The sequence below is a fragment of the Rahnella perminowiae genome (genome assembly GCF_019049695.1).
Classification (GTDB): domain Bacteria; phylum Pseudomonadota; class Gammaproteobacteria; order Enterobacterales; family Enterobacteriaceae; genus Rahnella; species Rahnella perminowiae.
On the sequence record NZ_JAFMOT010000179.1, the window covers coordinates 1 to 23527 of the forward strand.

Consider the following 23527-nt stretch of genomic DNA (forward strand, 5'->3'; position numbering starts at 1 on the left):
TTTCAGGACGGCGATGATCTGGTGCTCAGTGAATCGGATCTTACGCATAGCGATCTCCTCAGGGGACATAATCAGTATGTCGGAAGATCTCTAAAAATGAATGGGCCGTTTTGGTGGGATACTTACATTTGGTTCACTCAACATTAGTGACAGAGCAACTTGTGCAACCCCAAAAGCCTCCATTCTTTGAGCTACTCGATCCAGCGCAACTTGCTCATTATTTGAATCGGTAAAAACTTGTATAGGTTTATCTAAGCCAACTAAGCGCAGCGTATTTCTTGCCATTACTTTTTGTCGTTGCGAAAGATGTGGAGCCAAAGCAATACTGCCATCTACATTATATTTATAAGCATGGAATGTATTGTCTCTATCAGGAAAAATAAACCGACGGAAGTTAACCTTTCCACTACCTTTACATGAGTTGCAGTTGGTACAAGCTAACAAAAAGTTAGACCAACGTTTTTCTAGGGCTGGTTTCCCATAGACACCATCTTTGGGTTCAATATGCTCAACTGCTAATAACGTTACAATTTTTCTTTCACAATAACTGCAATAAAGGCCTAAACGACTCACTAACTCTGGTTTAGCATCTTCATACTTACCAAAATCACCAGCAATAGGAGAAATTCCCTTTTGTACCGGTCGCATCTGCTATTCTCCTAACTTCGCCACACGTTGCATCTCCAAAAAAGCTTGAAAAGCAGGGTTGTCTGCATATGGAGCCAACGAATTAGCCAATCTATCTTTATACTGCTGTAACTTGTCTTCAGGTGCGGTTTTTGCTTCATTGAGAGTTTTCAAATATTCTTTTGCAACTCCTTTCATTTCAGTATATCTGTGACTTACCTCAGGTGTATTCACATCCATTATCCCGTCAGCGATATCTTCAAGGGTTTTGTTCGCTAGTTGAGCAGGAACCAAGCCATCAAGCATTATAAGTTCTTCACTTGAACGGAGGGATTGTATTAAGAATGGAGAGTGTGAAGTGAAAATAAATTGGATTTCCGGAAATGTTGTCCGTAAATCTTCTATCACATGCCGCTGCCATTTTGGATGAAGATGTAAATCGAGTTCATCGATTAAAACAACACCTTCAGTTTTTTCTAGCACCTCCTCACCCAAATGGGGATTTAAAAGCGCTGCTTTTTGAGCAATATCAGCAATCAATGCTAAAACACATCGTTGGCCATCACTCAGCATACTAAATGGCTGAGGTTCAGAATCCCGTAATTTTAATATTAATTCTGATCTTTTAGGATCATAATAAAGATGTTCTGCATTTTCGATACAACTTATTACCGCTTTACGAACCACCGTAAGCATGGTTGATTCTTTCCCTAATTGGTAAGCGTGCCATTCTTGGCGAGCAAACCAAGCAATTAGCTCCTTTAAGCCAATTCGAGGATCCACGCAGTATTTGTATCCATCTAACCTAGAGGGTTTGCTATTAGATTTGCTTAGTAATGGAGTGGTCCTGGATACTTTGGGATCTTGCCATAAACGCATCGTACCGTAATAACTGATTAAAGGTAGAGAAACGTCTTTTTCTAAACTAGTATCGCATTCTTTTGCTAAAGCAATCAAATCACTTGCGTCCCCATAGCGAGTGTTGCCACTAGGCGAGGCCTTGGAACGCTCCCAGTCTATTTTTTTCCCTTTTACGATACCTGATGCTGCTACCACTACTGGCCATGCTTCAACAAATTGAGGCTCACCTTCTTTCTCAAAATAAGACAAAGTAGCATCCGTTGGCTCTAAGCTTTTTTTGTCGTTCTTCTTTTTAAATCCCAATATCCAAGATGCAATAGCGATAGAAACAGCATCCAACAAAGCTGTCTTACCTGTCGCATTTTGACCAACGATCAAGTTGATGTTTGGATGGAACTGGAAGGCTCTTTCTTTATAACAACGAAAGTTTTTTACCGACAGAGTATTTAGTTTCAAAGGCTTGTCCTCGACAGTTGGCAGCGAAACTATCATATCGCATTTAAAATTTTATTTCAGTGTGGTGACTCCCAGCCTTTACCGACATGCTAGAGACAGCGTGTTTTGATGCCGCTTCTAGCATATTGAAGACCTAATGCTAGAGCTTCCCCTGTTAGGTTAAAAGTGATAACTAGTCTTTATTCATTCCCGTCATCCAACTAACCGCATTCCTTTCATCCCCCCTTCAATCATGCTCACACGGTCTGCTGCCATAATAAAATCAGCCCACCACTGCATCATTGGACGACGCTGCTCCAGATAATCGCTGCGGTTGTACGCTCGACGAACTTCGTTCTTATCCACATGGGCAAGTGCCGCCTCAATGACATCAGGCGGAAAACCTTGCTCATTAAGGGCCGTACTGGCAATAGAACGCAGCCCGTGCGAAACGAGCACCCCACCAAAACCTGCGCGTTTTAGCGAAGCGTTAACCGTCTGGCTATTCATTGGCTGGTTGGGCTTGATACGGCTAGGGAAGATAAATTCCCGGTTGCCGCTTAACGGCTTCATCATTTCCAATATCGCAATTGCTTCATCTGACAATGGAACAGTGTGGTCACGGTTCATTTTCATGCGTGATGCGGGGATTTTCCATTCTCGTGCTTCCAGGTCTATCTCGTCCCATCGGGCTTCAGCCGCTTCGGCAGGACGGGTGATAGTAAGAAGTTGCCACATGAATAGGCATCGTGTTGGCAGGATAATGTTGGCGGTACGCATGGTCTGCATGAGTTGCGGTAGCTGGTCTGGACGGATACTCGGCATGTTCTTTTTCTGAGGCTTCTCGAATGCCTTGCCAATATTGACACTGGGGACTGCATCAATCAGACCTGTGTTTTGAGCATAAACCATGACCTCATTGATACGTTGGCAAAGACGACGGACAGTTTCCAAGGCTCCTCGGACCTGAACCGGTTGAACGGCCTGAACCAAAGTATGAGCTTTAATATCTGTAACGATGACGTCACCAATCGCAGGAAAGATATCTCTCTCAAGAGAGCGCCAGATATCTTCTGCATAGTCCTCGGTCACACTGGCTTTCTTCACATTCCACCAACGTTCAGCAACGAGCTGGAAAGTATTGGTTTTAGCTTCAAGCGAACTGCGCAGTTGTTCTTGTTGATGCTCCTGAGGATCGATCTGTTTCGTCAGAAGAGAACGAGACTCTGCACGATAGTTTCGGGCATCAGCAAGGGTAACTGACGGGTAGGGGCCAATACTCTTCTTTGCACGTTTCTTGGTGACAGGACGAATGTAGCGAAACTGCCATATTTTGCTGCCGGTGGATTTGATGAGTAGCTCAAGGCCATAGCCATCATAGAGAACGTAGTCCGCTTCCTTGGGTTTGGCGGATTCGATTTCTTTGACGGATAAAGGTTTGGTTTGTCTTGCCATTGCCGGGTTTCCATAGTTTTAGGCACCTCAAAAACAATAATGCTTTATGAGGTGCCTAACAAGGTGCCTAAAAGGTTCGGATTTAATTAGTTTGCTTCAGACTTCCCGGGACAAATTGAAGGCACAAAAAAGCCCGCAGGGCTTGTGCCATGCGGGCTCTTTAGACTTAATCGGATGACTCTGGTAATCATCGATTGAAGATTTTGGTGGAGCTGGGGGGATTTGAACCCCCGTCCGAAATTACTACACCGTCGGCACTACATGCTTAGTCCAATCTTTACATTCGCCGGTTAGCTGCGGATGGACACGCCACTAACAAACTATCCTGATTGGGTTTAACGCTTTCACCCCAGGCAAGGTGTCCACGCGATCTCTTTTAGGTTTGACCTCTCTTGATCCCCGTCCTAAGAGCGGAGGCTAGGGAGAGAGGGCTCTGAGCAGGGTATTAAGCTGCTAGGGCGTAGTTTTCGTCGTTTGCGACTATTTTTTTGCGGCTTTTTACGAGGCCAACCGCCCCTCGGCATGCTCCTTGGGCTTCGCAAATCCCGTCGAATCCAGAATCAGCCCCAAGTACTGTTGTGCAGTATATCAGAAAAACACCATGCGAAGCCAGAGGCTTAGCGGTTTGCATTCTTCATGATACGTGCTTTGTCTACTTTCCATTCACGATCTTTGATGTCATCGCGCTTGTCGTGCTCTTTCTTACCTTTCGCCAGGCCAATTTTTACTTTGGACCAGGCGTTTTTCCAGTACATAGAAAGCGCGACGACGGTGTAACCATCGCGGCTGACCTTGCCGAACAACGTTTCCAGCTCACGTTTTTTCAGCAACAGTTTTCTTGTGCGTGTCGGGTCACAGACGATATGACTCGACGCCACATTGAGAGGTTGAATGGTTGCGCCAAAAAGAAAGGCTTCACCGTCGCGGAATGTGACATAGCTGTCAGTGATGTTTGCTTTACCAGCACGCATCGATTTGACTTCCCATCCCTGCAAAGCAAGCCCCGCCTCGATTTCATCTTCAATGAAATATTCATGGCGAGCGCGTTTGTTCATCGCGATAGTCGCGGAACCGGGTTTATGTGCTTTTTTCTTTGTCATAGTGACACTTATTATACTGTAAGCGATGCCGATTGAAATCCCCACGCAGTCAGAGTCGGATGTTTTTCCTGTTTGTGGCGCCCTGTGCTTCGTAGTTTTTATTACCGCGTGGATAAATGGTATTATCTGTACGTTTTATGACACCTGGGAAATGATATGCCACAGATAAGTCGTTCTGCGCTTGTGCCGTTCAGCGTGGAACAGATGTACACCTTAGTGAATGATGTCGATGCTTACCCGCAATTTCTGCCCGGTTGTACCGGCAGCCGCATTCTGGAAAACAGCGATTCGTCGATGACCGCAGCGGTTGATGTTTCCAAAGCAGGCATCAGTAAAACTTTTACTACCAAAAATACGTTAATCAGCAATAAACGTATTGATATGCAACTGGTGGATGGCCCGTTTCGTAAACTGACCGGCGGATGGGATTTCATCGAACTTAGTCCGGACGCCTGCAAAGTTCAGCTCAGCCTTGATTTTGAATTTACAAATAAATTGATTGAGTTAGCCTTCGGTAAAATCTTCAAAGAACTGGCTGGCAGCATGGTTCAGGCCTTCACGTTGCGCGCGAAAGAGGTCTACAGTGTCTGAGATCAACGTTGAAGTGGTCTACGCTTTACCGGAACGCCAGTATCTGCGAACGGTAAAACTGGCAGAGGGGAGCAGCGTCGAGCAGGCGGTGAAGGCTTCCGGTTTACTTGAACTGCGTCAGGATATCGATCTAAAACAGAACAAGCTAGGTATCTACAGCCGGCCGGTGAAGCTTGCGGATACAGTCAATGATGGTGATCGCGTTGAAATTTATCGGCCTCTGATTGCCGATCCGAAAGAGTTAAGGCGTATACGCGCCGAACGTTCTAAAAAATAAGGCGCCTCAGGCGCCTTATTTTTTTACCCTGAAAGATGATTTTTGGCGGTAACCAGAGACCATCACACCGGGGCGATTTATTTTTGATCGCTCAACTTCGGTTTGTTGTCGATGTTGGTCAGCGTATCAGACTCGTTGAAGGTCAGCGTTAATGTCTGCTGAGTGACACCTTCATGGCCTGGTTCCTGACGGAACACGTAATACCAAACATTACTGCCAAACGGGTCATGCAACATCGGCGTGCCGAGAACATAAGCAACTTGTTGTTTAGTCATACCGGTATGAATTTTTTGAACATCAGCAGGAGAGAGGTAGTTCCCCTGATTGATGTCAGGCCGATAAACCACCTTTTCCAGAGTGGAACAGCCCGCAGTAAGCATTACAAGAGCTACAGCGGCGGCAGTTAGCGTTTTACAGCGCATAGTCATTACATTCCTTTAGGGCATAAGATGCCGATGATAATAGACCTTTCATCAGTTTGAAACCTTTGCGGAGCACCTGTATGACCGCTGAACTGTAAAAAAGTTGAGCTTTTTACGCTGCGAGTAACTCTTTTGCGTTGGCCAGCGTGTTTCGGGTTACTTCACTTCCGCCCAGCAGACGTGCCAGTTCCTGCAAACGCGCCTTCTTATCAAGGCGATTCATTTGGGTTTCAGTCACTTCACCGTCTGTTTCTTTGCTGACAAAATAATGCTGATGGCCACAACCTGCAACCTGCGGTAAGTGAGTGACGCACATCACTTGCGTTGATTCGCCTAACTGACGCAACAGACGACCGACGATCGCAGCCGTCGGGCCGCTGATACCAACATCTACTTCATCAAAGATCAGCGCCGGCGTTTCCATTTTCTGCGCCGTGATCACCTGAATAGCCAGCGCAATACGCGACAATTCGCCACCGGAGGCTACTTTTGCGAGAGCCTGAAGCGGCTGCCCCGGGTTGGTGGTGACCTGGAACTCAAGGCGATCTGCCCCTTCTATATTTAAATGTTCGGGTTCGAACTGAACCTGAATCTTAAATTTACCGTGTGGCATGGAGAGCGCCTGCATACTTTGCGTAATCAGATGCGTGAGCTCATCGGCAAAATACTGCCGTTTTTCATGCAGCTGCTCAGCAATAGCCACGGCTTGTTGATAATGGTGCTGTACGGCTTCACTCAGTTCAGCCTGATTGGTTTCCTGATCATCAAGCGCCTGCTGCTCCTCGAGCAACTGACGATGTAGTTCAGGGAGTTCTTCAGCACTGACATGGTGTTTACGGGCCAGATTCATCTGGCGGGACAGGCGCTGCTCCAGCTCGAATAAACGGTTTGGATCCATATCCAGACGTTCGCTGTAATGACGTAATTCATCACTGGCCTCACTGACCTGAATAGACGCGTCGTCAAGCATGATGATCAGCTCATTCATTTTGCTGTCGAGCTCAGCCAGTTCAGCCAACTGATGACGGGCGCTGTAGAGCAGACTGACAATATTCTGTTCTTCACCGTCTGCCAGCAAATAAAGCGCATTTTGGCTCAGGGAAAGCAGTTGTCCGCTGTTAGCCAGGCGTTTGTATTCTTCATCAATTTGCTCATATTCCCCTGCCTGGGGAGCAAATTCATTCAGCTCTTTCAACTGGTATTGCAACAACTGACGGCGCGATTCTCGCTCAGTCATCTGTTGCTGATATTGTGCCAACTGACGGCAGCTCTGATGCCAGTTTTGGTAAGCCTTGCGCATTTCTGATAGCAGTAAGGGCTGATCGGAATAAGCGTCGAGTAAATCTTTCTGATGCTCAGGTTTGAGCAGAAGCTGATGAGCGTGTTGTCCGTGAATTTGGATCAAATGCTGACCTAGTTCACGTAGCTGTGACAGGGGGACGGGCGTGCCATTGATAAAGCCGCGCGAACGGCCATCGCTGCTGATAGTCCGGCGTAAGAGACAATCCAGCCCTTCATCAAGCTGATTTTCAGTCAGCCAGTGTTTCGCCGAAGGAGTATCCGCTAAGGTGAATCGCGCACAGATATCCGCACGGCTGGCACCGAGGCGCACCATACTGCCATCCGCACGATTGCCCAGACACAACCCGAGCGCGTCGATAGCAATGGACTTACCGGCACCCGTTTCACCGGTGATTGCTGTCATACCAGCATGAAAATCGATTTCTAATTCGCGGACAATGGCAAAGTTACTGATAGTTAATTGCGCCAGCATGATCACCTTCCTGTACATAACAACAGACCTGTAATTACATACAGTATAAACTGGTTTTATATACAGTAAAGAGGCTGGCGAATTATTTTTATCCGATCAGAAAAGTTTTTTCGACCACCCAAGTTTTGTACTTAATGTATTGAAATAACTGTAGTCTTTAGGATGGATCAGATTCAGGTGAAACTCGCTGCGGCGGATAATCACTTCTTCACCCGGCTGTATCGGCAGGGCGATCTGGCTGTCACAGCTGATTTCAAGGTCATTGCTCATGTGCGAAAACCGCAGGCAAATGGTGCTGCTGCTGTTGATGACCAGCGGGCGCGCCGAGAGCGTATGCGGGAACATCGGCACCAGCGCGATCGCTTCCAAAGTGGGTGTCAGGATCGGACCGCCCCCTGAGAGCGAATAAGCGGTAGAACCGGTTGGTGTGGAAATGATCAGGCCATCAGAGCGCTGGGAAAAAGCGAATTTGTCGTCGATATAAACTTCAAATTCGATCATATGCGCCACTTTCCCCGGATGGAGGACCACTTCATTGATGGCGGTGCTTACGCGACATTGCTGATCTTTGCAGCGCACCATCGCTTCCAGCAGAAAGCGTTGCTCGCTGATGTATTCGCCCTGCAGCACGTCATCGAGTTGTTGCAAAGCGTTATCCGGATCCAGATCGGTCAGAAAACCGAGATTTCCCCGGTTAATGCCAATGACTTTTATGTCATAGCGGGCCAGCACGCGAGCCGCACCCAGCATATTACCGTCACCGCCGACGACCACGGCTAAATCTGCCAGTTTGCCGATCTCAGCCAGGCTCCCCGTCTGTGCGCCTTCCAGGGCTAAATCTTGCGCCACCTGACGTTCGACGATCACCTGATAACCTTTTGAGATTAACCAGTGGTAAAGCATTTCATGGGTGGCAAGTGCGGAAGGATGGCGGGGGTGTCCGACAATCCCAATGCACTCAAATTTTTTATTCATCGCTGTGGTTATCCTCAGCAGGGTGTGATGACTCCTGCATTATGACCGGTTTCATTAAAAACCAAACCTTGAAACCCCGGTTTTGATCCCCATAATAAGCCAACTAGCAAGATTAATGCTAAAACGCGGAGAGATTCATGAGTAGTAAAGAACATAAGACACCTGACGAGCAAGTCTCTGAAGAACTGAAGCAGGAACAAGAGCTGCATACGGAAGCGGAAACTCAGGCGGCAGATGTCGTTGACCCCCGCGATGAACGTATTGCTGAATTGGAAGCGCAGCTGAAAGAACTTCAGCAGCGTGAGCGTGACAGCCTGCTGCGGGCGAAAGCGGAGGTGGAAAATATCCGCCGTCGTACCGAGATGGATATTGAGAAAGCGCATAAGTTCGCGCTGGAGAAATTCTCCGGTGAACTGTTACCGGTAATCGATAATCTGGAACGTGCGCTGGATCTGGCTGATAAATCGAATGCAGAACTGGCGGGTCTGATTGAAGGCGTCGAGCTGACCCTGAAATCCCTGCTGGATGCTGTCCGCAAGTTCGGTATGGAAGTGGTGGCAGATATCCATGTGCCATTCAATCCTGAACTGCACCAGGCGATGACCATGATGGAATCCGAAGAGCTGGAACCTAATCACGTAATGATGGTGATGCAGAAGGGTTACACGCTGAACGGCCGTCTGTTGCGTCCGGCCATGGTGGCGGTTTCTAAAGCCAAAGCCTGATTCTGTTTCACGCAGACTGAGATAATGAAAGAGGCACCTTTGCGGGTGCCTCTTTTTTATTCCGGTAATCTCGGCACCCAGTCAATGGGTGCCAGCCCCTGGGCCACCAGTAAGGCATTCGCCTGCGAGAAATGCTTACATCCCAGAAAACCCCGGTGTGCAGAAAGCGGAGAAGGGTGGGGTGCCTTCAAAATATGATGGCGGTTGCGGTCAATAATATTGCCTTTTTTCTGCGCATGAGAGCCCCAGAGCAAGAAGACGACCCCTTCACGGTTTTCATTGAGCGCGGCAATCACCTTGTCAGTGAATGTTTCCCAGCCCAGTTTGGCATGTGAATGTGCTTTACCTTCTTCTACAGTCAGCACGGTATTGAGCAACAAGACGCCCTGATCTGCCCAGCTCTGCAAATAGCCATGAGAAGGCCGTTCGAAGCCGGGAATATCGGTCATCAGTTCTTTATAGATATTCACTAAAGAAGGGGGAGCGGGAATGCCCGGGCGAACGGAAAACGATAAACCATGCGCCTGATTAGGGCCGTGGTAAGGATCCTGACCCAAAATAACGATTTTAACGTCTGCCAGTTCGGTAGAACGGAAGGCATTAAACACATCCTGTTGTGGCGGATAAATGGTTTTACCTGCCGCGCGTTCGGCAGCGACAAACTTCAGCGTATCAACGAAGTAGGGTTGTTCTTTTTCCTGACCGAGTACGTCATGCCAGGTGAGAGTAGTGGACATTAACGCCCTCCTTGTGAAGGTAATTTTAACTGACTGTAGCTTACCTGCTCATCCTGATGAGTTAAACCCGTGCGCGCTTTTGCTGCTATTTATGTGCAGCTTAACGTTCTATGCAAATTTTTTTGATAATTTACAAAATAATTTAATCTGGCATCTTGGAAAAATTGATATAAAACATAAATATGCTGCGGGTGAGAAATACCCACAAGGAAAAGATTGATATTTATCAAAGAACACGGGGGTGCTCTGCTGTTATATCTGATAACAGGAAAACAGGTTGTCGTTCAAACCTTACGCCAATCAATTAACAGTATCGTAGCCAACAACGGAGGCAACATATGATCACCGGGATCCAAATTACTAAAAGCAACAATGAAGCGCTGAAAAACTCTTTCTGGCTGCTCGATGATGAAAAAGCGCAAGCACGCTGCGTTTGTGCAAAAGCGGGTTTTGCGGAAGATCAGATCGTCGCTGTCAGCGATCTTGGCCAGTTTGAATACCGTGAAGTGCCGATGGAAATCCAACCGACTGTGCGCGTGGAAGGAGGTCAGCACCTGAATGTTAACGTACTGCGCCGTGAAACGCTGGAAGATGCGGTTAAGCATCCGGAAAAATATCCGCAACTGACTATTCGTGTGTCTGGTTATGCGGTGCGTTTTAACTCACTGACTGCTGAGCAGCAGCGTGACGTGATTACCCGTACTTTCACTGAAAGCCTGTAATCGCTCCTGAGTTTTAAGTTTTGAGCTATAAAAAAACCGCCTCCGTTCACACGGGGCGGTTTTTCTTTGCATCCAGCCAGGCCGATATCTATTTAGCGGCGTCTTTTACCGCGTCAGGTTTAACGCGGCGTTTGCCGACGTTTTTGCTGTCACGATGGCGAACTTTAACTTTCACCTTCGACTTTTCCTGTGCCGCTTTTTGTTTTTCTTTGCGTTTCGCCAGCACTTTCTTCGACGGCTTACCGGTGACTTTTTCGCTCGGGGCTTTGGTTTTAGGACGGAATTCGTCCAGCACACGGGCTTTCAGCGGCTCGTTAAGGTAACGGCCAATCTTACCGAGTAGCAGATGGTCATGTGCTTCCACGAAGGAAATCGCAGTACCTTTGCGACCGGCACGACCTGTTCGGCCGATACGGTGCAGATAGATATCAGCGGTCAGCGGCAGATCAAAGTTGAAGACGTGGCTGATATCGTTGATATCCAGGCCGCGGGCTGCAATGTCGGTCGCAACGAGGACGTTAACGCGGTCTTCAACCATACGTTTGACGGCTTCGGTACGTTTCACCTGTACCATTTCGCCTTCGAGATAACAGGAATTAATCCCTGCCTGACGCAGCCAGGCAACCAGCTCATGCACGCGTTCACGCTTGCGCACGAAGATCACGGATTTCGTGACATCTTCCTGTTGCAGCAAATGGATCAGCATCTGGGTTTTATGTGCTACATCGTCGGCACGATAATACCATTGCAGGATTTTTTTGCGTTCGCGACGTGACGGGTCGGCTTCGATTTCTACCGGCTCAGTCAGGATGCGCTCTGCGAATTCACGGATGGCTTCCCCTTCCAGCGTTGCGGAGAACAGCAACGTCTGTTTGCGCCAGCGTGCTTCAGCAGAAATTGTTTCTATATCCTGAGCAAACCCCATATCCAGCATGCGGTCGGCTTCATCAAGGATCAGGGTTTCGATTGCGCGGCAGTCAAAATTTTCTTCTTTAATGTATTGCAGCAAACGACCGGTGGTTGCCACAACGATGTCCTGGTTTTCGCTGAACACTTCGGCGTGGTTCATATAAGCCACGCCGCCGGTGATGGTGGCGATATCCAGTTCGGTATGTTTGGCTAACTCACGCGCTTGTTCAGCAACCTGCATAGCAAGTTCACGGGTTGGCGTGAGGATCAGAATTCGTGGCGGACCCGATTTCTTACGCGGGAAATCCAGCAAATGCTGCAATGCAGGCAGCAGGAATGCCGCTGTTTTGCCGGTGCCGGTAGGAGCCGAACCCAACACATCGCGTCCGTCCATTGCTGGCGGAATGGCCTCTGCCTGAATGACAGTAGGACGGCTATAGCCTTTGTCGCCAAGGGCTTCAATCAGGCGTTCATCGAGTTCGAGTTCGGAAAAAGTGGTTACAGTCATGGTCTACCTCTACTTGGGGCGCCGATTATAGACGTGTTAGACGCGATCTTCACCTATTTAAGCGGTTTGCGTGGCTTTTACTCTGGTTCTCTTTACCCTATGCTACGACAGTTTTCGTTCCCGGCCCTGTTGGCTGGCGTTATTACGGTGAAATGAGTGACAAAAGAAGTCGGTTCTGCAAAAACTTTACGGCGTAACGGATTTACCTTTAAACAATTTTTCGTTGCGCATGACCGTTGTGCGATGAAAGTGGGTACCGACGGTGTTCTGCTCGGTGCCACGGCGCCGGTCAGCCAGGCACGGCGCGTGCTCGATATTGGCTGTGGCAGCGGTCTGATTGCCATGATGCTGGCGCAACGCAGTCAGGCTCAAACCCGTATTGATGCTGTCGAACTGGAACCTTCCGCCGCCGCGCAGGCTGATGAGAATTTCCGCGAATCAGTCTGGGCGACGAGGCTGGCGGTGTATGCGCAAGATATCACTGCGTATGCCGCAGAGCATCCGTCTGAATACGATCTGATTGTCAGTAATCCGCCTTACTTTGAATCGGCGGTGGCCTGCCGCGATGCAGCCCGCAATGCGGCCCGTTACACCGAAACTCTGACGCACGACACATTGCTGGAATGCGCGAAAAATCTGATCACGCCAGAGGGATTATTCTGCGTTGTTTTACCGTACGACATCGGGCTGGCGTTTGAAACCCTGGCTCACCGGCAAGGTTGGTTCAGCGCATGGCGGATGGCCGTACGCGATCGGCCGGGAAAACCGCTAAACCGGTTACTGCTCACCTTATCAAGGCAATCCGTTGAACGGGTTGATGAGGAACTGGCGCTGCGAAAATCGGAAGGTGTCTACAGTGAAGCTTTTTGTGCGCTGATTACTGATTTTTATCTGAATTATTAGCGGATGTCTGAGCTTTTAAAAGTGCGTTCCTTCGCACTTTCCTGGCAGTATTTCGGTAAATACTACGGCTGCAAAATAGTGGGCTGCGGATTTTCCTGTAAATCAGGATAATCCAGCGTGTAATGCAGTCCGCGACTCTCTTTGCGCTCAAGGGCACTGCGGACGATCAACTCGGCCACCAGCACCAGATTTCTCAGTTCCAGCAGGTTATTGGAAATACGAAAGTTTGCATAATACTCGTCAATTTCCTGTTGCAGCGTCATGATGCGGCGCAATGCGCGCTCAAGGCGTTTTGTTGTGCGCACGATCCCGACGTAATCCCACATAAACAGCCGCAGTTCATGCCAGTTATGCTGAATGACAACCTGTTCATCGGAATTATCCACCCGGCTTTCATCCCATTGCGGGATGTTTTTGGCCAGCCGGGCATGCGGCAAACGTTTGATGATGTCTTCCGCCGCTGACCAGCCATAAACGACGCATTCCAGCAGTGAATTAGAGGCCAGACGGTTTGCGCCATGCAGGCCGGTATAACTGACTTCGCCAATGGCATACAACCCATCGAGATCGGTGCGTCCGTGCTGGTCGACCATCACACCACCACAGGTATAATGGGCAGCCGGAACAATCGGAATGGCCTCTTTAGTCAGATCAATACCCAGTGATTGCAGCTTTTCATCAATCATCGGGAAATGATGTTTAATGAATTCCGGCGGACGATGGCTGATATCCAGATACATGCAGTCAGCGCCAAGACGCTTCATTTCATGGTCGATGGCTCTCGCCACGACATCGCGCGGTGCCAGTTCGCCACGCTCATCGAAATCCGGCATAAAACGGGTGCCGTCCGGGCGTTTGAGCAGGGCTCCTTCGCCGCGCAATGCTTCCGTCAGCAGAAAGTTGCGTGCCTGAGGATGATAGAGACAGGTCGGGTGAAACTGGTTGAATTCAAGATTGGCCACACGACAGCCTGCACGCCACGCCATGGCGACGCCATCGCCTGATGAAATATCAGGATTGGTCGTGTACTGATAAACCTTGGCAGCGCCCCCCGTGGCCAGTACAACGGCTTTGGCACGGAGCGTTTCAACATGCTCTTTATCACGGTTCCAGACATATGCGCCAACAACGCGTTGTGTCCCGGGCAATCCAAGCTTGCTTGAGGTGATTAAATCAACGGCATTATAGCGCTCTTTCACGCAAATATTAGCGTGGGCTCTTGCTTTCCCAACCAGCGTAGTCTCTACTTCTTTACCTGTAGCATCAGCAGCATGCAGGATCCTACGGTGGCTGTGACCGCCTTCGCGAGTCAGATGATAACGCTCTTCTGAGCTGGTATTAGGTTCGGTATCAAACAGTACGCCCTGGTCGATCAACCACTGGACGCAATGACGTGCATTACTCGCGATAAATTCAACAGCTTCTTTATCGCATAAGCCCGCGCCGGCAATTAATGTGTCATCAACATGTGAGGCAATGCTGTCTGCTTCGTCGAAAACTGCGGCAATGCCGCCCTGGGCATAGAATGTTGAGCCTTCGTTGAGTGGGCCTTTACTGAGAACAGTGACATGACAGTGGTCTGCAAGTCGCAAAGCCAAAGAAAGGCCCGCAGCGCCACTTCCGATTATCAATACATCGCTAACAAATTCAGATGAAGGTTGCATAACGTATGATGTTTGCAGAAGAAGAGGGAAATTCATGTTAGCCTAAACCTCCGTGCAAAAGCCACGGGCTTGAGACTTCAATAGAAAAAACAATGGCGATGTGGAACTTAATGTTTCATGTGAACTCCAAGCAGTACTTGCTCAGGAATATAATGATGAAAGCTGGCAGTACGATTTTAAGCGCGGAGAAGGTTTTGGGGAGATTTTACCTCGGATGAGCGAGCAGTTAGCCGATCAGGTTCTGGTTGAGCGGGTCCAGAAGGGTGATCAAAAATCGTTCAATTTACTGGTTATTCGTTACCAGCATAAGGTAGCGAGCCTTGTATCCCGCTATGTACCACAAGGCGATGTGCCTGATGTGGTTCAGGAATCTTTTATTAAAGCGTATCGTGCGCTGGAATCTTTCCGCGGCGACAGTGCTTTTTATACCTGGCTGTATCGTATTGCAGTCAACACAGCGAAAAATTATTTAGTCGCTCAGGGCCGACGCCCGCCATCCAGTGATGTCGACGCGAATGAAGCCGAAAATTTCGAAAATGGCGGTGCCCTTAAAGAAATTTCGAACCCTGAGAACTTGATGTTGTCTGAAGAATTACGGCAGGTCGTTTTCCGTACTATTGAAGCACTTCCCGAAGATCTCCGTATGGCGATTACCTTGAGGGAGTTGGATGGATTGAGCTACGAAGAAATAGCCGCCATCATGGATTGTCCGGTGGGTACAGTGAGATCACGTATATTCCGTGCCCGGGAAGCAATTGATAACAAAGTTCAACCGCTCATCCAGCGTTAGAGATGACGGACACAGGAAGGATACTTAGGCATGCAGAAAGAAAAGCTTTCCGCTCTGATGGATGGTGAAGCCATTGATACTGAACTGTTAAGTTCATTATCAACTGATACCAGGCTTCAGCAAGACTGGCAGAGTTATCATTTGATCCGCGATACGCTACGCGGTGATATTGGGAACGTGTTGCATCTGGATATCGCAGACCGTGTGGCCGCAGCGCTGGCAAATGAGCCGGTAAAACTGGTACCGGGTTCCGCAACCGAATCTCAACCTCAGCCTCATACCTGGCAAAAAATGCCATTCTGGCAGAAGGTGCGCCCATGGGCGAGCCAGTTGACTCAGGTGGGCGTGGCGGCTTGTGTCTCACTCGCTGTTATTGTTGGTGTTCAGCATTATAACCAGCCTGACGCATCAGGGGCTTCTCCGGAAACGCCAGCGTTCAATACATTGCCTATGATGGGTAAAGCTTCTCCGGTGAGCTTCGGCGTGCCAAATGAAGGCAATACCACCAGCGGGCAACAAAATGTTCAGGAGCAACGTAAACGCATTAATGCGATGTTGCAGGATTACGAATTGCAGCGCCGCTTGCATTCAGAGCAGCTTCAACTTGAACCTGTTACTCCTCAGCAAGCCGCTGTTCAGGTCCCAGGAACTCAGTCTTTAGGAACGCAAACGCAGTAATGAAGCAAATTTGGTTTGCCGTTTGTTTAGCGGCGGGCAGCGTGCTTACTCCTGGTATCGCCTCGGCAGATTCACCTTCCGAGGCGTTACTACAAGAGATGGGCAAAGCTTCCCAAACGCTGAATTATGAAATGGGTTTTATCAACATCACGAAGCAAGGGATTGATTCCTTTCGCTATCGTCATGCTGTTTCTCATCAAACTCCGCTCGCTCAACTGGTTCTGATGGATGGACCGCGCCGTGAAATTGTCCAGCGTGGGAAAGACATCAGCTACTTTGAGACCGGTTTACAGCCCTTTACGCTGGACGGCGATCATATCGTTGATTCCCTGCCTTCTATCGTCTTTAGCGATTTCACTCTTCTGACTAAATACTACGATTTTATTGCCGTAGGCCGTGCACGTGCAGCCGATCGTCTGAGTCAGGTGATCCGTGTTGTGTCCCGCGATGGTACCCGATTTAGTTATGTCATATGGATCGATGAGCAGACGAAACTGCCGATGCGTGTCGATTTACTGGATCGTGACGGTGAAACACTGGAGCAGTTCCGCGTCATCAGTTTCGATGAAGGACAACAAGTCATTGGAACGGTTGTTGATCTCGAAAAAGCGAGTTTACCGCCGGTGCTGTCTTTACCTGCCTCTGAGCAGGTGAAGTTTGACTGGCAAATAAAATGGCTGCCAGATGGCGTGACGGAGGTGGCAAGTAGCCGCCGGAACTTGCCAAATATGCCTGTATCGATAGAATCCCGGTTGTACACAGACGGACTGTTTAGTTTCTCTGTCAATATCAGTGCAACAACCAGTGGTCCTTCTGAGCAATTGATCAGGCAAGGGCGCAGAACCGTGCAAACCGAAATACGTAATGGCAATGAAATCACTGTCGTCGGTGAACTTCCTCCTTCAACGGCCAAACGTATTGCCGAGAGCATTGTTTTCTCAGCAAAATAGCGTTTAACAGAAATAACGGCCTCAGTGGCAGAAATACAGGGTGATCACATGATGAAAGAATGGGCCACGGTTGTGTCGTGGCAAGACGGTATTGCGACACTGCGTTGTGAAACACAGGCGGGTTGCAGTAGCTGCCATTCACGTTCAGGCTGTGGCGCTCGCGTATTGAATGAGTTAGGGCCGCAAACTGAACATAACCTCCGGGTCAGCGTTAACGAGCCTCTTGTACCTGGTCAGAAAGTTGAACTGGGAATACAGGAAGGGAACCTGTTGCGCTCGGCGTTGCTGGTTTATATGACGCCACTGGTTGGTGTGATTGCAGGTGGCGGCGTATTGCAAGCCGTGCTGAAAGCAGATGTATATGCGGTTGTTGGTGCGGTGCTGGGGGGCGGATTAGGATTTCTGATAGCCAAATCACTGGCTGCGAAAATGGATAGTAAAGCAGGCTACCAGCCTGTGATTTTGCAGGTGGGTTTGCCACCTGACGCTTTCCGTTATTCGGTTGACAGTTAACTCCCTGCTTAATTCTGCTTCTTGCCATGCATAAAAATGACACAGTGTTTGCTAACACTGTGTCATTTTTAATTTCTGACGGGTATACGGTTTTGGATCATATGTTCGATCAGTGCGATGAAAAGATCTGCACTTGAAAGCGATGTATATTCAACAGAGAAAAGGATGCGGCCGTGTTTATCCAGCAGACGTATCAGCGGGCTGTTGCTGCCGCCACTGATAAACTGAATATCCTCAACAGGCACTTTCTTTCCTTCATCGGTGGTTAATACCAGGGCGCTCAGGTGTATCTTTTTTTCGTTCAACGCCAGCAGGTTAGCGCCGATAAATCTTTTCAATCCGGAATGTGGATTGATCAGATAGGTAAAAAGAATATCCCCTCCCTGCGCCAGGGTATTTAAAGCCCAGGGGCCGCGATACATCAGCTGTTCATTTTTAATCACTTCAATTAATCTTTCCGAATTGGCGATGTTTGGCGTAATTCGGTGCCAGACTTTGCTGTCTTCCTCGCGGAATATCATTGTGTTTAAAATACGGCGTGTGTATTTCCCGGTTCTGAAGCGATATATATCCATAATGCGGTCAAAAGGGATAAAACGGTTTTTCTTATCGGTCTGGCTTATAACTAAAATACCGTTTTCATGAAGCTGATAGATTTGATTTGGCCGTATCAGACGTCGCAGCAGGATAAGGACAATACCCAGGGCAATACTGAGCAGAGCGGACAAAATTACAGTATGCAGTCCCTCAGCGGTCTGGCCAAAGGCCAGCAAAAATGCAATCTGCACTGCACCGCCGATCAATAACAATACAGACAGGACCAGAGTGATCCAAGAGTTGGCTTTGGCAAAGCCATGCTGACTGAGCAGCCGCCCTTCATTGATCATAGTGATAACCTTGTAACCGGATTGAATTAAAAAGAAAAAGATATTTATGGAAGAAGGCAAATAAGAGCTTTAAATGTTTGAAATTATGTAATTTCTTTTATAACAATATATTAAGTTTCAACACGGGTTTGTGTATATGGGGATTTTCCTAAAACCAAACGGCATGCGGCACACGCACGCAATACCGGATGAGGACAAACATAGGAGGCACACAGTCACCCGGGTAATGAAAACAAATGAAAATATAAAGATTTCGTCCTGAGAAAGCTCGCATAATCTGGAGTTAGGATGTGGCGAGACTAGGTTTTCACGGTGCTGGCATGTAGAATGCTGCGACTTAGGCGAAAGACAGCCAACCTACAAACCGTCGCTGTATGTTCATGGCGAATGATTCAGAAATACCAAGGTAAAAAAACTTTTATAATGAAGCATATACGAAATTTCTCCATTATTGCCCACATTGACCACGGTAAGTCGACGCTGTCAGACCGTATTATTCAAATTTGCGGTGGGTTATCCGACCGTGAAATGGAAGCGCAGGTCCTCGATTCGATGGATCTTGAGCGTGAACGCGGCATTACCATCAAAGCGCAAAGCGTGACGCTCGACTATAAAGCGAAAGATGGTCAGGTTTATCACCTGAACTTCATCGACACACCGGGCCATGTCGACTTTTCCTATGAAGTTTCCCGTTCTCTCGCCGCCTGCGAAGGGGCGTTATTAGTCGTGGATGCAGGGCAGGGTGTTGAAGCCCAGACGCTGGCAAACTGCTATACGGCAATGGAAATGGATCTGGAAGTTGTGCCGGTTCTGAACAAAATCGACTTACCGGCCGCTGATCCGGATCGTGCGGCGCAGGAAATCGAAGACATCGTGGGTATTGATGCTACGGATGCTGTCCGCTGTTCTGCGAAAACCGGTGTCGGTGTGCCGGAGGTGCTGGAGCGTCTGGTACGTGATGTGCCACCGCCGGTAGGTGATCCTGATGCGCCACTGCAGGCGTTGATCATCGATTCATGGTTCGATAACTATCTCGGCGTTGTCTCTCTGGTACGTATCAAAAACGGCACCATGAGAAAGGGCGACAAAATTAAAGTGATGAGTACCGGACAGGTTTATAACGCCGATCGTCTGGGTATTTTCACGCCTAAACGTGTCGATAAAGACATTCTGAACTGCGGCGAAGTTGGCTGGCTGGTATGCGCGATCAAAGATATTCTCGGCGCACCAGTAGGGGACACACTGACTCTGGCTCGTCAGCCTGCTGACAAAGCACTGCCTGGCTTCAAGAAAGTGAAACCGCAGGTTTATGCTGGTCTGTTCCCGGTCAGCTCAGATGATTATGAAAACTTCCGTGATGCGTTAGGCAAACTGAGCCTCAATGATGCCTCACTGTTCTACGAACCAGAAAGTTCTACTGCGCTGGGCTTCGGTTTCCGCTGTGGTTTCCTGGGGCTGTTGCACATGGAAATCATTCAGGAACGTCTGGAACGTGAATACGATCTGGATCTGATCACCACGGCACCGACCGTAGTTTATGAAGTTCTGACGACCAGCAACGAAACTGTTTATGTAGACAGCCCGTCTAAATTGCCAGCGTTGAATAACATTCTGGAACTGCGTGAGCCTATCGCCGAGTGTCACATGCTGATGCCTCAGGAATATCTGGGCAGCGTGATTACGTTGTGTATTGAAAAACGTGGCGTACAGACCAACATGGTTTACCACGGCAACCAGGTCGCACTGACTTATGAAATCCCGATGGCGGAAGTCGTACTCGATTTCTTTGACCGCCTGAAGTCAACGTCACGCGGTTATGCGTCACTTGATTACAATTTCAAACGTTTTCAGGCTTCTGACATGGTGCGTGTTGATGTTCTAATCAACGGCGACCGTGTGGATGCATTGGCGCTGATCACTCACCGTGGCAATTCCCAGTTCCGTGGACGCCAGCTGGTCGAGAAGATGCAGGAACTGATCCCGCGTCAGCAGTTCGATATTGCTATCCAGGCGGCGATTGGTGCTCATATCATTGCCCGTTCAACCGTGAAGCAATTACGTAAAAACGTTCTCGCCAAATGTTATGGCGGCGACGTCAGCCGTAAGAAAAAACTTTTGCAGAAACAGAAAGATGGTAAGAAACGCATGAAACAAGTGGGTAACGTCGAGTTACCACAAGAAGCGTTCCTGGCCATTCTTCACGTGGGTAAAGACAGCAAGTAAACCCTTAATTGAGTTGTAGGGAGTATGCATGGCTAACATGTTTGCCCTGATTCTGGCGATTGCAACGCTGGTGTCTGGGATTATCTGGTGCCTTGATCGTTTCAAGCTGGCACCTGCACGCCGGGCTAAAATTGCTAAAATTAAGGCTGAAACGGGTGGTGCTGTTGACGATTCAACGTTGAACAAAGTGGCGAAGCAACCGGGCTGGGTAGAAACCTGTGCCTCGGTATTCCCGGTATTGTTGGTTGTGTTTGTGGTGCGTTCATTTATTTATGAGCCTTTCCAGATCCCGTCCGGCTCCATGATGCCAACGCTGCTTATTGGCGATTTCATTGTGGTTGAAAAATATGCGTACGGCCTGAAAGATCCTATTACGCAGACTAAGCTGATCCCAACGGGTGAGCCGAAACGTGGCGATGTTGTGGTATTTAAATATCCGCAAAATCCGAGCGTGGACTATATTAAACGTCTGGTAGGCTTACCGGGTGACAAAGTGACATATGATCCGTTCAGCAAGCAGGTGACCGTTCAGCCTGCCTGTGAAACCGGCAAAAATTGCACCACCGCACTGGCGGTGACATATGACACCGGCGTTGCCAGTGATTTCGTACAGACTTTTGGTCAGTCTTCAGGTGGCGAAGCCAGCAGTGGTTTCTTTGAAACGCCACCGACCAGCAACGTGCCACAAGATGGCGTCCGTCTTGTGCAGCGCAATGAAACCCTGGGTAATGTGACGCATCGTATTCTGACCGTACCAGGCGCGCGTGACCAACTGGGTGCTTATTATCAGCAACCGGGTCAGCCACTGGGAACTTGGGTGGTGCCGGCCGGCCATTATTTCATGATGGGCGATAACCGTGATAACAGCGCTGACAGCCGTTACTGGGGTTTTGTTCCGGAACAGAACTTAGTGGGTAAAGCTTCCGCAATTTGGATGAGCTTTAAAAAACAGGAAGGTGAATGGCCTACCGGTGTTCGTTTAAGCCGAATCGGTGGAATTCATTAATTTAATGGTGCCTATTACCGCAGCATTATATTTCCACTCGTTGTAGAATATCCTTTCGGGCGATAAAAGTTGGCTCCCCTGATTTTACGTTTTAATTTAAAACGAACTGAGGGAGCCACTGCAAACGAAACAGCTTTGGATTGGCTTAGGGCGAAGCAGGCCTGTTCCGTATGCTGAAGTTTTTGACGCATTCTTAGTCTATTGGTAACTCATGAATCCCATCGTAATAAACAGGCTTCAGCGGAAGCTGGGCTACACTTTTCAACAGCAGGAGCTTTTATTGCAGGCACTGACTCACCGCAGCGCAAGCAGTAAACACAATGAGCGTTTAGAGTTCCTGGGTGACTCAATTCTTAGTTATGTCATTGCTAACGCGTTGTATCATCGTTTTCCTCGCGTAGATGAGGGCGATATGAGTCGTATGCGTGCCACGCTGGTACGTGGAAATACGCTCGCGGAAATGGCACGTGAATTCGATCTCGGCGAATGTTTACGCTTAGGGCCGGGCGAATTGAAAAGTGGTGGTTTCCGCCGCGAGTCGATTCTTGCGGATACGGTGGAGGCACTCATTGGCGGCGTGTTCCTGGACAGTGATATCCAGACCGTCGAAAAGCTGATTCTCGATTGGTACCGTAGTCGTTTAGACGAAATCAGTCCCGGTGATAAGCAGAAAGACCCAAAAACCCGTTTACAGGAGTTTTTACAAGGTCGCCATCTGCCGTTGCCTTCTTATCTGGTTGTGCAGGTTCGCGGTGAAGCGCACGATCAGGAGTTTACCATCCACTGCCAGGTCAGTGGCTTGAGCCAGCCGGTTGTAGGAACCGGTTCAAGCCGCCGTAAAGCCGAGCAGGCGGCAGCGGAACAAGCGCTGATACAGCTGGAGCTTGAATGAGCGAAGAAAAGAATTACTGTGGTTTTGTTGCAATCGTAGGCCGTCCTAACGTCGGTAAATCTACCTTGCTGAATGAATTATTGGGGCAAAAAATCTCCATTACTTCCCGCAAACCGCAAACCACGCGTCACCGCATCATGGGTATCCATACCGAAGGGCCCTATCAGGCTATTTACGTGGACACCCCGGGGCTGCACATTGAAGAAAAACGTGCCATCAACCGTCTGATGAACCGCGCTGCAAGCAGCTCAATCGGTGATGTTGAACTGGTGATCTTCGTTGTTGAAGGCACTAACTGGACTGCCGATGACGAAATGGTGGTCAACAAACTGCGTGATTTGAAATCACCGGTTCTGCTGGCAATCAACAAGATTGATAACGTCACCGATAAATCTAAATTATTGCCACATTTGCAATTCCTGAGTGAGCAGATGAACTTCGTCGATATCGTACCTATCTCCGCAGAGAAAGGTACCAACGTTGATACCATCGCAGCTCTGGTGCGAAAACGCCTGCCGGAAGCGATTCATCACTTCCCCGAGGATTACATTACTGACCGTTCCCAGCGCTTTATGGCTTCTGAAATCATCCGTGAAAAACTGATGCGCTTTCTGGGCGAAGAGTTGCCATATTCAGTGACCGTTGAAATCGAACGCTTTGTCAGCAATGAACGGGGCGGATACGACATTAATGGCCTGATTCTGGTAGAACGTGAAGGCCAGAAGAAAATGGTTATCGGTAATAAAGGCTCTAAAATCAAGACAATCGGGATCGAAGCGCGTCACGACATGGAGAACATGTTCGAAGCGAAAGTCCATCTTGAGTTGTGGGTTAAGGTCAAATCCGGCTGGGCAGACGACGAACGTGCGTTGCGCAGTCTGGGTTATGTAGACGATTTATAAG

General features: G+C 48.7%; 25 protein-coding genes and 1 other RNA gene. 14 read left to right on the top strand and 12 right to left on the bottom strand.

What is annotated here, in order from left to right; genetic code table 11:
- Window positions 1–90: 90 nt before the first annotated feature.
- The 5 genes from J1781_RS14420 to smpB all read right to left on the bottom strand — a co-directional run bounded on the left by J1781_RS14420 (window position 91) and on the right by smpB (window position 4478).
- A complete protein-coding gene (locus J1781_RS14420; RefSeq protein ID WP_217233791.1) occupies window positions 91–648 on the bottom strand; it encodes an HNH endonuclease in 558 nt (185 codons plus the stop codon).
- Window positions 649–651: 3 nt separating this feature from the next.
- Entirely contained in the window at window positions 652–1944 is a 1293-nt protein-coding gene (locus J1781_RS14425) for an AAA family ATPase (RefSeq protein ID WP_217233792.1), read from the bottom strand.
- Window positions 1945–2136: 192 nt separating this feature from the next.
- Window positions 2137–3378, bottom strand: a complete 1242-nt coding sequence (locus J1781_RS14430; RefSeq protein WP_217233793.1) for an integrase — start codon at window positions 3376–3378, stop codon at window positions 2137–2139.
- Between the two features lie 204 nt (window positions 3379–3582).
- Window positions 3583–3946: a transfer-messenger RNA gene (ssrA, locus tag J1781_RS14435) on the bottom strand.
- 49 nt (window positions 3947–3995) lie between these two features.
- Window positions 3996–4478, bottom strand: a complete 483-nt coding sequence (smpB, locus tag J1781_RS14440; protein ID WP_129952915.1) for an SsrA-binding protein SmpB — start codon at window positions 4476–4478, stop codon at window positions 3996–3998.
- A 156-nt stretch (window positions 4479–4634) separates the two neighbouring features.
- Here smpB and J1781_RS14445 point away from each other — a divergent pair, with 156 nt between their 5' ends.
- The gene (locus tag J1781_RS14445) at window positions 4635–5069 is read left to right on the top strand and encodes a type II toxin-antitoxin system RatA family toxin (RefSeq protein ID WP_120506496.1); all 435 of its coding nucleotides are present in this window, start codon (window positions 4635–4637) and stop codon (window positions 5067–5069) included.
- A complete protein-coding gene (locus J1781_RS14450; protein WP_217233794.1) occupies window positions 5062–5346 on the top strand; it encodes an RnfH family protein in 285 nt (94 codons plus the stop codon). Before J1781_RS14445 ends, J1781_RS14450 begins: the two co-directional genes overlap by 8 nt.
- A gap of 77 nt (window positions 5347–5423) precedes the next feature.
- On the opposite strand, the gene bamE is transcribed toward J1781_RS14450, so the two are convergent.
- The 3 genes from bamE to nadK form a co-directional block, all read right to left on the bottom strand.
- Entirely contained in the window at window positions 5424–5768 is a 345-nt protein-coding gene (bamE, locus tag J1781_RS14455) for an outer membrane protein assembly factor BamE (protein WP_037040188.1), read from the bottom strand.
- A gap of 112 nt (window positions 5769–5880) precedes the next feature.
- Entirely contained in the window at window positions 5881–7542 is a 1662-nt protein-coding gene (recN, locus tag J1781_RS14460) for a DNA repair protein RecN (RefSeq protein ID WP_217233795.1), read from the bottom strand.
- Between the two features lie 96 nt (window positions 7543–7638).
- Entirely contained in the window at window positions 7639–8517 is an 879-nt protein-coding gene (nadK, locus tag J1781_RS14465) for an NAD(+) kinase (RefSeq protein ID WP_129952912.1), read from the bottom strand.
- A gap of 137 nt (window positions 8518–8654) precedes the next feature.
- Here nadK and grpE point away from each other — a divergent pair, with 137 nt between their 5' ends.
- On the top strand, window positions 8655–9242 hold the full coding sequence (gene grpE / locus J1781_RS14470) for a nucleotide exchange factor GrpE (protein WP_129952911.1): 588 nt from the start codon (window positions 8655–8657) through the stop codon (window positions 9240–9242).
- 56 nt (window positions 9243–9298) lie between these two features.
- On the opposite strand, the gene ung is transcribed toward grpE, so the two are convergent.
- Window positions 9299–9979: a uracil-DNA glycosylase gene (ung, locus tag J1781_RS14475; RefSeq protein ID WP_217218838.1), complete on the bottom strand. Its 681-nt coding sequence runs from the start codon at window positions 9977–9979 to the stop codon at window positions 9299–9301.
- On the opposite strand from ung, the gene J1781_RS14480 reads away from it, so the two are divergent.
- Window positions 9972–10199 (top strand): hypothetical protein, encoded by a 228-nt coding sequence (locus J1781_RS14480; RefSeq protein WP_129952909.1) that lies wholly within the window; start codon window positions 9972–9974, stop codon window positions 10197–10199. The genes ung and J1781_RS14480 overlap by 8 nt on opposite strands.
- A 118-nt stretch (window positions 10200–10317) precedes the next feature.
- Window positions 10318–10701, top strand: coding sequence for an autonomous glycyl radical cofactor GrcA (grcA, locus tag J1781_RS14485; protein ID WP_129952908.1), 384 nt, complete (start codon window positions 10318–10320; stop codon window positions 10699–10701).
- An 88-nt stretch (window positions 10702–10789) separates the two neighbouring features.
- Here the strand turns inward: grcA and srmB are convergent, their stop codons facing one another.
- Entirely contained in the window at window positions 10790–12118 is a 1329-nt protein-coding gene (srmB, locus tag J1781_RS14490; protein WP_217233796.1) for an ATP-dependent RNA helicase SrmB, read from the bottom strand.
- Between the two features lie 156 nt (window positions 12119–12274).
- Here srmB and trmN point away from each other — a divergent pair, with 156 nt between their 5' ends.
- The gene (gene trmN / locus J1781_RS14495; RefSeq protein ID WP_129992118.1) at window positions 12275–13021 is read left to right on the top strand and encodes a tRNA(1)(Val) (adenine(37)-N(6))-methyltransferase TrmN; all 747 of its coding nucleotides are present in this window, start codon (window positions 12275–12277) and stop codon (window positions 13019–13021) included.
- Between the two features lie 62 nt (window positions 13022–13083).
- Here trmN and nadB read toward each other — a convergent pair whose 3' ends face one another.
- Window positions 13084–14685 carry an L-aspartate oxidase gene (gene nadB / locus J1781_RS14500; RefSeq protein ID WP_205952702.1) on the bottom strand — a complete coding sequence of 534 codons (1602 nt, stop codon included), beginning with the start codon at window positions 14683–14685 and terminating at the stop codon, window positions 13084–13086.
- A gap of 214 nt (window positions 14686–14899) precedes the next feature.
- On the opposite strand from nadB, the gene rpoE reads away from it, so the two are divergent.
- Genes rpoE through rseC form a run of 4 tightly spaced genes read left to right on the top strand, consistent with a single transcriptional unit; the run spans window position 14900 to window position 17616 of the window.
- The gene (rpoE, locus tag J1781_RS14505) at window positions 14900–15475 is read left to right on the top strand and encodes an RNA polymerase sigma factor RpoE (protein WP_129953316.1); all 576 of its coding nucleotides are present in this window, start codon (window positions 14900–14902) and stop codon (window positions 15473–15475) included.
- Between the two features lie 30 nt (window positions 15476–15505).
- Window positions 15506–16153 (top strand): anti-sigma-E factor RseA, encoded by a 648-nt coding sequence (gene rseA / locus J1781_RS14510; RefSeq protein WP_129952904.1) that lies wholly within the window; start codon window positions 15506–15508, stop codon window positions 16151–16153.
- Window positions 16153–17103 (top strand): sigma-E factor regulatory protein RseB, encoded by a 951-nt coding sequence (rseB, locus tag J1781_RS14515; RefSeq protein ID WP_129952903.1) that lies wholly within the window; start codon window positions 16153–16155, stop codon window positions 17101–17103. The genes rseA and rseB overlap by 1 nt, the downstream gene beginning before the upstream one ends.
- 48 nt (window positions 17104–17151) lie before the next feature.
- Complete coding sequence (gene rseC, locus J1781_RS14520) at window positions 17152–17616, top strand: SoxR-reducing system protein RseC (RefSeq protein ID WP_217139389.1); 465 nt, start codon at window positions 17152–17154, stop codon at window positions 17614–17616.
- A 68-nt stretch (window positions 17617–17684) separates the two neighbouring features.
- Here rseC and J1781_RS14525 read toward each other — a convergent pair whose 3' ends face one another.
- Window positions 17685–18503, bottom strand: a complete 819-nt coding sequence (locus J1781_RS14525; RefSeq protein WP_129952901.1) for a DUF6585 family protein — start codon at window positions 18501–18503, stop codon at window positions 17685–17687.
- A gap of 423 nt (window positions 18504–18926) precedes the next feature.
- Between J1781_RS14525 and lepA the strand changes: the two genes are divergently transcribed.
- From lepA to era, 4 genes are all read left to right on the top strand, one after another.
- Window positions 18927–20726 (top strand): translation elongation factor 4, encoded by a 1800-nt coding sequence (gene lepA / locus J1781_RS14530; protein WP_129952900.1) that lies wholly within the window; start codon window positions 18927–18929, stop codon window positions 20724–20726.
- 28 nt (window positions 20727–20754) lie between these two features.
- Complete coding sequence (gene lepB, locus J1781_RS14535) at window positions 20755–21732, top strand: signal peptidase I (protein ID WP_129952899.1); 978 nt, start codon at window positions 20755–20757, stop codon at window positions 21730–21732.
- 211 nt (window positions 21733–21943) lie between these two features.
- On the top strand, window positions 21944–22624 hold the full coding sequence (rnc, locus tag J1781_RS14540) for a ribonuclease III (protein ID WP_015698392.1): 681 nt from the start codon (window positions 21944–21946) through the stop codon (window positions 22622–22624).
- The gene (gene era, locus J1781_RS14545) at window positions 22621–23526 is read left to right on the top strand and encodes a GTPase Era (RefSeq protein ID WP_129952898.1); all 906 of its coding nucleotides are present in this window, start codon (window positions 22621–22623) and stop codon (window positions 23524–23526) included. Before rnc ends, era begins: the two co-directional genes overlap by 4 nt.
- Window position 23527 lies beyond the last annotated feature (1 nt).